The organism is Elusimicrobiota bacterium (genome assembly GCA_041660925.1).
Lineage (GTDB): Bacteria > Elusimicrobiota > Elusimicrobia > UBA1565 > UBA1565 > JBAZUV01.
In genome coordinates, this window is record JBAZVI010000010.1 from 24,902 (window position 1) to 33,425 (window position 8,524).

The window sequence follows — 8,524 nt, forward strand, 5'->3', positions numbered from 1 at the left end:
GGAGCCCCATGCCGAGCACAGTCGACGCGGCGGACGTCCTCATCCTGGGAGCCGGCCTCACCGGGCTCGCGGCGGCCGAGCGCCTGGCCGCGGCGGGGAGCTCCGTCCTCGTCGTGGAGCGCGCGCCGCAGCCGGGCGGGCTCGCGCGCACCCTCGAGCGCGACGGCTTCCGCTTCGACCTCGGCGGGCACCGCCTCTACTTCCAGGACGACCGGGCCCTGCGCCGGGTCGTCGAGCTCGTCGGCGAGACCGAGCTCCTCCGACATCCCCGGCTCAGCAGCGTCTGCTTCCGCGGCCGCTTCCTCCCGTATCCGCCCGGGGTGCGCGAGGGGCTGCTGCAGGGCCTTCCGCTCGCCCTCGGCCTCCTGCGCCGCCGGCTGCTCGGCGGGCGGCGCGGAGACCCCGGCTCCCTGCGCGACTGGGTCGTCGAGCGCTTCGGCGAGGGCGTCCACGACCTCTACTTCCGCGACTACTCGCGCAAGGTCTGGGGCCTGCCGACGGAGCGGATCTCGGCCGCCTGGGCCGACCGCCGCATCGGCGACCTCGACCTCTACAGCCTCGCGCGGCGCATCTTCATCGACTCGGGCGACGTCAAGGAGAACGCCTCCTACTTCCTCTACCCGCGCCGGGGCGTCGGAGCGCTCACCGAGGCGCTCGCCGAGCGCGTCGGGGGGGGGCGGGTCCTCTGCGGCGCCGAGCCCCTGGCCCTCGAGGCCGAGGGCGGCTCCCTGAGGGTCCTGCGCGTGCGCACCGCCGAAGGCGAGCGGACGCTGCGCTTCGGGCGCCTCGTCTCGACGGTCCCTCTCACCGAGCTCGCGCGCCTGCTGCCCGGCGGAGCCCCGGTCGAGGGGGTCCGCTACCGCGCGCTCATCGTCGTGCACCTGGCGCTGCGGTGCGCGCCGCTCTTCGACGAGCACTGGGTCTACTTCCCCGAGGAGGAGTTCTTCTTCTCCCGCCTCAGCGAGACGGTGAACTGGAGCCCGTCGATGGCCCCCGCCGGCTGCACGGGCGTCACCTGCGAGGTCTTCTGCGACGAGGACGACGCGGTCTGGCGCGCCTCCGACGACGAGCTCGTCGGGAAGATCCTCGCCTCCCTGCGCCGGGTGCGCGCCGTCCCCGACGGGGCGCGGGCCTTCGCCTCCGTCGTGCGCGTGCCCTTCGCCTATCCTCTGCTCTACGCCGGCTACGAGGCGCCGCTCGCGGCGCTGACGCGCCGGTGCGCCGAGTTCCCGAACCTGCGCCTGGCCGGGCGCACCGGCACCCACTCCTACTACGACATGGAGGAGTGCCTGCTCGACGCCTGGGACGCCGCCGCGGTCCCCGCGCCGTGAAGGTCCTCTTCGTCTATCCCGCCCACGAGAGCCTCGGGCTCGAGTGCCTCTCGGCCGCCCTGCGCCGCGACGGGGTCGAGACGGCGCTGGCCTTCGACCCCGTGCTCTTCGACGAGCCCGGCTTCGTGCGCTCGCCGCTCCTCGCGCGGCTCTTCGACCGCCGCGCGGCGCTCCGCGCGCGCGCCCGCGCCTTCCGGCCCGACCTCGTCGCCTTCTCGGTCACCAGCGACCTCTTCGGCTGGGCGTGCCGCCGCGCGCGCGAGCTCAAGACGGAGCTCGGCGTCCCCGTGGCGTTCGGCGGCATCCATCCGACCGCTCTGCCCGCGCAGACCCTCGCCGAGGACTGCGTGGACTACGTCGTCGTCGGGGAGGGGGACGCGGCGCTCGTCGAGCTCGCGCGCGCCCTGCGCGAGGGCCGGACGGCGCACGGCCTCCCCGGGGTGTGGACCCGCCGGGACGGGAAGGCGGAGGGGGGCCCGGTCCGGCCGCTCATCGCCGACCTCGACGCCCTGCCCGACCCCGACAAGGAGCTCTACCTGCGCGAGTCCCCGCTCTTTCGCGACGGCTACCTCGTCGCGGCCTCGCGGGGCTGCCCGATGCGCTGCGCGTACTGCTGCAACGACGTCTACCACAAGCTCTACGGCGGGCGCACGCTGCGCTACCGCGGCCCGGAGCGCGTGCTCGCGGAACTCGAGCGCGCGAAGGCGGAGCTCCGGCCGGCCTACGTCCACTTCACCGACGAGGTCCTCAACGCGGACCGGCGCTGGCTCGCCGAGTTCCTGCCGGCCTACCGCGCGCGCGTCGGGCTCCCGTTCTCCTGCTACCTCTTCCCCGACCTCGTCGACGCGGAGGGGGCCCGCGCCCTCGCCGCCGCCGGCTGCTTCAAGGCGCAGATGGGCGTGCAGGTCTTCGACGACGAGAAGCGCCGGAGCCTCCTCCAGCGGCCCTCGACGCGCGAGCGCATCGCCGGGGCGATCGGCGCGCTCAAGGCGGCGGGCGTCTACGTCACCTGCGACAACATGCTCGGCTTCCCCGACGAGACCGAGGCGGAGCTCGCGGCCCTGGCCGCCTTCTACGCGGAGCACGCGCCCGACCACTGCGAGACCTTCTTCCTGCGCTACTACCCGGGGGCTTCCCTCACGGCCTGGGCGCTGGCGAACGGACATCTCGCGGAGGCGTCCGCCCGGCTCGTCGAGCGGGGGGGGATCGACGGGGGGATCGTGCGCGACGACCGCCTCCTCAAGCCCTTCGCGCGGCGCTTCCTCACGCTCCTCGCCGTCCTGCCGCTGCTCCCGCCGCGCGCGCGCGCGGCGCTGGCGCGCGGACATCGCCGCGTCCCGGCGCTGCCGAACCTGCCGCTGCGGGTCGCCGCGCGGCTGCTCAACCGGCCGCGCTGGGACTTCCACACGCGCCGTCAGGTGCTGCGCTACCTCCGCTTCCTGCCGGCATTCGGCGCCCGCGGCCCCTGCGAAAGTCGGGAGCGCCGAACATTGTTATAATGCCGGAGGCCTCTTCCGACGGGGAAGAGCCCTCTCCATCGTGCAGACCTCTCCCCTGAACCGATTCGTCTACGCGCTGCGCCGCGCCCTGCGTCCGCTCTATCGGACGCGCGCGTTCGTGCGGCTCACCGAGGCCTACTTCGAGCGCGCGCTCCCGCTTCTGCGGCGCTGGAAGCCGCTCTTCGGCAGCACCGCGGTGCTGGCGCTGACCTACCGCTGCCCGTGCACCTGCGCCCACTGCGCCGTGGGCACGAACCGCAAGGACGCGGACGACGAGCTCCGCCCCGACGAGGTCCGCGCGCTCATCGACGAGTTCGCGCGGCTCGGAGCCGAGGAGATCCACTTCTTCGGCGGAGAGCCCCTGCTCGTGCCCGAGCTGCCCGACTACGTGCGCCAGGCGAAGGCGCGCGGCCTGAAGCTGACGCTGGACACCAACGGCTGGCTGCTCGACGAGGCGGCGGCGCGGCGGCTGAAGGAGGCCGGCCTCGACCGCATCCGCGTCAGCCTCGACAGCGCCGAGGCCGCCGAGCACGACCGCCTGCGCGGCCTGAGCGGCCTGCACGCGCGCGCGGTGGAGGGGATCCGGCATTGCGCCCGCGCCGGGCTCGAATGCGAGGTCTCGGCCTGCGTCTCGCGGATCTCGCTGCGCGACGGGACGCTCGACGGGGTGCTGGCCCTCGCGCGCTCCCTCGGCGTGCGCGTGCGCGTGCTCTCCGCCATCCGCGGGGGGCGCTGGGCGGAGCGCGAGGACGTCGCGCTGACGCGCGAGGACGCCGAACTCTTCCGCCGCCATCTGCGCGCCGACGCGGTGCACTGGGAGACGGAGCTCGTCTGCGGCCCGGAGACCCCGTTCCTCTGCGGCGCCGTGCTGCGCAACCACTTCTCCGTGACGGCCTACGGCGACGTGCTCCCCTGCGCCTACCTGCCGGTGAGCTTCGGCAACGTGCGCCGGGAGCCGCTCCTCGACGCCGTGCGCCGCGTCTGGGCCTCCGACCTGGTGCGCCGCCATCGCGCCCACTACGACTGTCCGCTCAACGCCCCGGATTTCGGCCCCCGTCCCTGCGGGCCCCGGCCCGTGCCGGCGGAGCGCCCGTGAGCGCGGGAGTCCCGCATGCGGGCTGAGCGCGCGCTGAGGGCGGCCGTGCTGCGCCCGCTGAAGGACCGGCTGCGCGGGCTCTACCGCTTCCCTTTCTTCGCGGGCCTTCTGAGCGCCTACTTCCGGTACGCGCGCCCGCTGCTGCGCCGGGTCTGGCCGCTCTACGGGAGCACCGCGATGCTGGCGCTCACCTACCGCTGCCAGTGCCGCTGCGTGCACTGCGGCGCGGCCGGCTATCCGAAGAGGCCCGAGTCGGAGCTTACGGAGGACGAGGTCCTGCGCCTGCTCGGCGAGCTCGCCCGGCTCGGCGCGGAGGGCGTCTACTTCTTCGGCGGAGAGCCGCTGCTCGTCCCCGCCCTGGCCCGCTACGTCCGCCGCGCGAAGGAGGTCGGGCTGTCGACCGCGCTCGACACCAACGGGCTCCTGCTCGACGAGGAGCGGGCCCGCGCGCTCAAGGAGGCCGGGCTCGACGTCGTGCGGGTGAGCATCGACAGCCCGGAGGCCGCGGAGCACGACCGCCTGCGCGGGGTCGAGGGTCTTCACCGCCGGGCGCTCGAGGGCGTGCGCATCTGCCGCCGGCTCGGGCTGGAGTGCCATCTCTCCGCGTACGCGACGCGCGAGGGGCTGCGCGAGGGCCGCGTGAAGGCGCTCATCGACGAGGGCCGCTCCCTGGGCGCGCGCGTGCGCCTGCTCTCCCCGGTGCGCAGCGGCCGCCTGGAGGAGCGCGGGGAGGTCGCGCTGACGACGGAGGAGCTCGGGAGCCTGCGCGCCCTGCTCGGCGCGGACGCCTACTGGGAGGCCGAGTTCGTCAGCGACCCCGCGACGCCGTTCTTCTGCGGCACCGCGGTCGCGAACTTCTTCTTCGTCTCGCCGCACGGCGAGGTGCAGCCCTGCGCCTACATGCCGGTGGGCTTCGGGAGCGTGCGCCGCGAGCCGCTCGCGCGCATCGCGCGGCGCATGTGGTCCTCGGACATGTTCCGCGTGCTCGACGGGGGCACGGACTGCCCGATGAACTCCCCGTCCTTCCGCGAGCGCTACGGCCCCCTGCTCGAGCGGCGCGCCGAGGACGGCAGCCATCCCGCAGTCCCCTTCGAGCGCGCCTCCTCCCCCAACGATCCCGCCGAGTGGGACCGCTGGGCGGACGCCTACGCGGACGAGGTGGACTGGATGGAGGGCCTGCACGACGCGGAGGTCCTGCGCCTCGTCGGGCCCGGGGCGCGCGTTCTGGACCTCGGCTGCGGCACCGGACGCCTCGCCGAGGTCCTCGCGGAGAAAGGCTGCCGCGTCGACGCCGTCGACTCCTCGGAGCGCATGCTCGAGCGCGCGCGTCGCCGTCTCGGAGGCCGCGAGGGCGCGCGCCTCCTCTCCCTCGACCTGGAGCGCGGGGAGTGGCCCGAGGGCCCCTACGACCTCGTCGTCGCGCTCTCCACGATGCACCACGTCCGGGCGCTCGAGTCCGTCGCCGCGCGCATGCGCTCCGCGCTCGCGCCGGGCGGGCGCGTCCTCATCGTCGACTCCCTCTCGGGCCGCGGCCTCGTCGGGCGGCTGGTCTTCTTCAGCCAGCTGCTTCGGGTCGGAGGGCCTCTGCGCTTCGCGCGCGCGGTCCTTTCGCGCCTGCGCGGCGGAGGTCTGCTGGAGCGCCATCAGGCCCGCGAGATCGAGCTCGGGCTCGAGGATTTCCGGCGGCGCTACGAGGAGCTCCTCCCGGGCGCGAGCGTGTCGGTCCGCCACGGGCTCTTCGGCTACCTCCTGTGGAGCCGGCCGTGAGCGCCGCCCCCGGCGGGGCCTGTCCGCTGTGCGGCGGCGCGCGCCTGCGCGAGGCCGCGCGGGGCGCCGCGTCCCGCGTCGCGCGCTGCGAGGGCTGCGCGATGATGTTCCGGCTCCCTTACGCCGCGGCGAAGGACCGCTGCGAGGACTGCCGCGACCGCTGTCTCGACGACGAGAAGTGTCTCGACGCGGGCTACTCCTCCGCCTTCCTCTCCGCCCGGCTCGAGGTCGACCGCGTGCGGCTCGAGCGTCTGCGCGCCTGGGCGGGCCCCGTGCGCGGCGCCCGCGTCCTCGAGCTCGGCGCCGGCGTGGGAGCGCTCGCTTCGCTGCTCGCGGCCGAGGCCGCCGAGTACCGCGGCCTCGAGCCCTCCCCGCTCTTCCATCGCGCTCTCTCGCGCAGCTTTCCGGCGCTCGCTCTCCGCGTCGAGCGCGCGCGCTTCCCCGAGGGGCTCGGAGCGGAGCGCTTCGACCTCGTCGTCGCCGTGGACGTGCTGCCGTTCGTCGAGGACCCCGTCGCCTTCCTGCGCGCGGCGCGCGAGCGCCTCGCCGAGGGCGGGCGGCTCTATCTCGAGCTCCCCAACGAACGCCTCCTCGGTTTGCGCGCGGCCGCGCGCGGGGCGCTCGGGCTCTATGCCGCGGAGCCCGTCCATCCCGGCCACATCAACTTCTTCGCGCCCGCGACCCTGCGCGCCGCGCTCGAGCGCGCGGGCCTGCGCCCGCTGCGTCTTGGGCAGGTCACGCTCATCGGCGACCCGCGCCGCGTCGAGATGACGCTGCGCCGTCCGCTGGGTCCGCTCGCGCGCTCCGGCTGCGCGCTGCTGCGCTGGAGCCGCCTCGACCTGCTCCTCCAGCAGGGGAACCTCGTCGCGGCGGCGGAGGCCGCGTGAGCGCGGGGAAAGAGACGCTCCGCCGGCTGCTCTGGGCCGCGGCGTTCGCGGGGCTCACGCTCTACGCCGCCTGCGGGGCCGGCGGCCTGCGTCTGAGCTTCCGCTGGGTCTATTACCCCGACCTCACCGTCCTCTACTTCATCCAGGGTCTCGGCGACCCGTCCCTGTTCCCCCGCGACGCCGTCGTGCGCTTCCTGCGCGAGCATCTCCAGCCCGGCTCGCGCGAGTTCCTCTGGTTCAGCCTCATGCGCGCGGCCGCCTTCCCCTTCGGCCTCGCCGCGGGGCTGAAGGCGCTCTCGATCGCGCTCTGCGCCTTCGGCGCTCTCCAGGCCCGCCGCGTCGGGAGGATCATGGGAGGGGAGGGCGGCGCGACGCTGATGACGGCGCTCTTCCTGGCCGTCTTCCTGAGCACGGACTGCTTCTTCGGCTACCCGCGCGCGTTCGGCGCGGTGCTCCTGTGCCTCGCCGCGCGCTTCCTCTTCGAGGAGCGCTACGGTCCCCTGCCGGTCCTGTTCGCGTCGGCGGGGCTCCTCTATCCGGCCTTCGTCCCGCCGCTCGGGCTCCTCGCCGTCCTCGCGCCGCTCGCGGACCGCGAGGGGTTCCGGCGCTCGGCGCGCCCCGCGCCTTACGCGGCGGCGACGGCGGCCGCGGCGGGGATCTGCGTCTGGGCCGCGTTCACCGGCGCCGCGCGCGGCTTCCTCTCGTCCCCGGAGGAGTTCGAGACTTACAAGCTCTACCAGGGCAGCCGCGTGCCTCTCGACCCCCGGCGCGCCTACGACTTCCTGGCCTACTACGTCCTGAACCTCAACGAGCACGGGGAGCTCTACCCGCGCGCGCTGGCGGCGCTCGGGGCGCTGACCGCGGTCCTCGGCGCCGCGCGGGGGAGGGCTCTGCGCGTGCCCCGGCCCCTGGGGCTCCTGCTCGTCGCCTGCGCGGCGGCCGGCGCGGCGCTTTATCCGTTCAGCCCGGCCACCTCCTCGAAGCTCTTCGTCTTCGCCGTCCCGTTCGCCCTCTGCGTCCTGGCCTGCCGCTGGGCGCTCGACCTCGGGCGCCCGGCGCTCGTCGCGTGGGTCGCGGGAGCGGCGCTGGCGCTCGGAGCGTTCGGCCAGGCGCGCTGGAGCGACATGCGCCTGGCCTCGGGCGCGCGTCCGCTCTTCGAGCGGCTCGAGGCCGCGCCGGTCTCCGTCCTCGTCGCCGGGCATCCCGACAGCGTGCTCGTCAGCGAGATACCCTTCTTCGCGCGCCGGAGCGCGGTCGTCGCGCGCGAGCTCGACGAGCTCTATTGGATGGCCTACGGCGGCCCGACGAGGGCCGCGCGCCGCGAGAAGCTCCTCGACGCGCTGTATACGCCTTCCCCCGCGGTCCTCGCGCGCTACGCGGCCGAGGAGGGGGTGGACTATTTCGTCGTCGAGGAGGCCCACTACGGCGAGGGCTTCCTCGCGGGCCTGCGCATGGAGTCGAGCCCCTCGGCGCGGAGCCTGCTCGCACGGCTCGAGCGGACCCCCTCCGGGCGCTCGGCGCTGCTGCGCCTCGCGCGCGAGCGCTCGGAGTTCTCCTTCTCCGACCGCGGCTCGACGGTGCATCTCGTCCGCGTCCCCCGCCCTCTCTAGCTCCTGCGCGGCTCTCTTTGAACGCGCGCCGGCGCGCGTACGGAAAAACGCGCCGGACCCGTCGGGGAGTTGGTAGAATCTCCTAGGAGTCCGTCCGAGTGATAGCGCCCATGCCAGAGGCCCGAGGTCGAGGAAAGCGCAAGGAGCGACAAGCGAGGATAGCGGAGCTATCTGAGCGCGGAGCGACGCCGCGATTTTCCGGAATCGGGCCTCCCGCCTCTCCGGACATGCTCTACGGAGAGGCGGGTCGCGCGCTATTGGACTGCGCCTTCGTTGTTCGTCGCTTGCATAGCTTCAGCTATGCGCGCTCCTCACGCCTCGGCTCGCTCCAACA

The 8,524-nt window shown here is 74.5% G+C and carries 6 protein-coding genes; all 6 read left to right on the top strand.

The annotated features are described in order from the left end of the window. Nucleotides 1–8: 8 nt before the first annotated feature. The 6 genes from WC969_13380 to WC969_13405 are packed head-to-tail and all read left to right on the top strand — an operon-like array spanning nt 9 to nt 8,190. A complete protein-coding gene (locus WC969_13380) occupies nt 9–1,331 on the top strand; it encodes an FAD-dependent oxidoreductase (GenBank protein ID MFA6030844.1) in 1,323 nt (440 codons plus the stop codon). After that, nucleotides 1,286–2,830 (top strand): radical SAM protein, encoded by a 1,545-nt coding sequence (locus WC969_13385; protein MFA6030845.1) that lies wholly within the window; start codon nt 1,286–1,288, stop codon nt 2,828–2,830. The genes WC969_13380 and WC969_13385 overlap by 46 nt, the downstream gene beginning before the upstream one ends. A gap of 40 nt (nt 2,831–2,870) precedes the next feature. Further along, nucleotides 2,871–3,926 (top strand): radical SAM protein, encoded by a 1,056-nt coding sequence (locus tag WC969_13390; protein ID MFA6030846.1) that lies wholly within the window; start codon nt 2,871–2,873, stop codon nt 3,924–3,926. 15 nt (nt 3,927–3,941) lie between these two features. Continuing rightward, nucleotides 3,942–5,693, top strand: coding sequence for a radical SAM protein (locus WC969_13395; protein MFA6030847.1), 1,752 nt, complete (start codon nt 3,942–3,944; stop codon nt 5,691–5,693). Beyond that, nucleotides 5,690–6,580 carry a class I SAM-dependent methyltransferase gene (locus tag WC969_13400; GenBank protein MFA6030848.1) on the top strand — a complete coding sequence of 297 codons (891 nt, stop codon included), beginning with the start codon at nt 5,690–5,692 and terminating at the stop codon, nt 6,578–6,580. The genes WC969_13395 and WC969_13400 overlap by 4 nt, the downstream gene beginning before the upstream one ends. After that, entirely contained in the window at nt 6,577–8,190 is a 1,614-nt protein-coding gene (locus tag WC969_13405; protein ID MFA6030849.1) for a hypothetical protein, read from the top strand. The genes WC969_13400 and WC969_13405 overlap by 4 nt, the downstream gene beginning before the upstream one ends. The last annotated feature ends 334 nt before the right edge of the window (nt 8,191–8,524 follow it).